This window comes from Oscillibacter valericigenes, assembly GCF_021531435.1.
Lineage (GTDB): Bacteria > Bacillota > Clostridia > Oscillospirales > Oscillospiraceae > Oscillibacter > Oscillibacter valericigenes_B.
Genome location: NZ_JAFBIS010000083.1, coordinates 1 through 451, shown reverse-complemented (window position 1 = coordinate 451; position 451 = coordinate 1). Strand labels below are relative to the sequence as shown.

Below are 451 nucleotides of genomic sequence, written 5' to 3'. Positions count from 1 at the left end.
CCATTCGGCCGTTTTTAGGCGGCTACGATTGGCCGTTTTCTTCCGACACTATTTGGCCGTTTCCGTCCGACTCTAACAGTAGCTCGTTTAGATTTTCTGAGGCGTTTTCTCCATCAATAATCATTTCATTTATGATGGCCTGATGTGGCTCATCGATTGTCAGCCCATATTGATTAACAAATATGGCAAGCAGAGAACATCTTTCATAATAAATATCATCCCAAATATCAAAATAAGCGTAATCACCTTTTTCTCTATATTTCAGTACATCTTTGGAAGTATGAAGTAGATTAATATATCGTGATGCCAATTTACCGAGTTCTAAATCTTCAAATTCCTGATTGCTGAATGGTTTTATCGCTGCAAGTTCAGTTGAATATTCCGGTGGCGGGGTACCGCCAGTCCGGTGAAATGGAAACCGTCGTTCCGGCGTTTTGGAAACCGTTATTCC

The 451-nt window shown here is 41.0% G+C and carries 1 protein-coding gene; it reads right to left on the bottom strand.

Annotated elements, in window-relative coordinates:
- Positions 1 to 22: 22 nt before the first annotated feature.
- On the bottom strand, positions 23 to 451 hold a 429-nt coding region (locus JQM68_RS13665), incomplete at its 5' end, for a hypothetical protein (protein ID WP_235223566.1).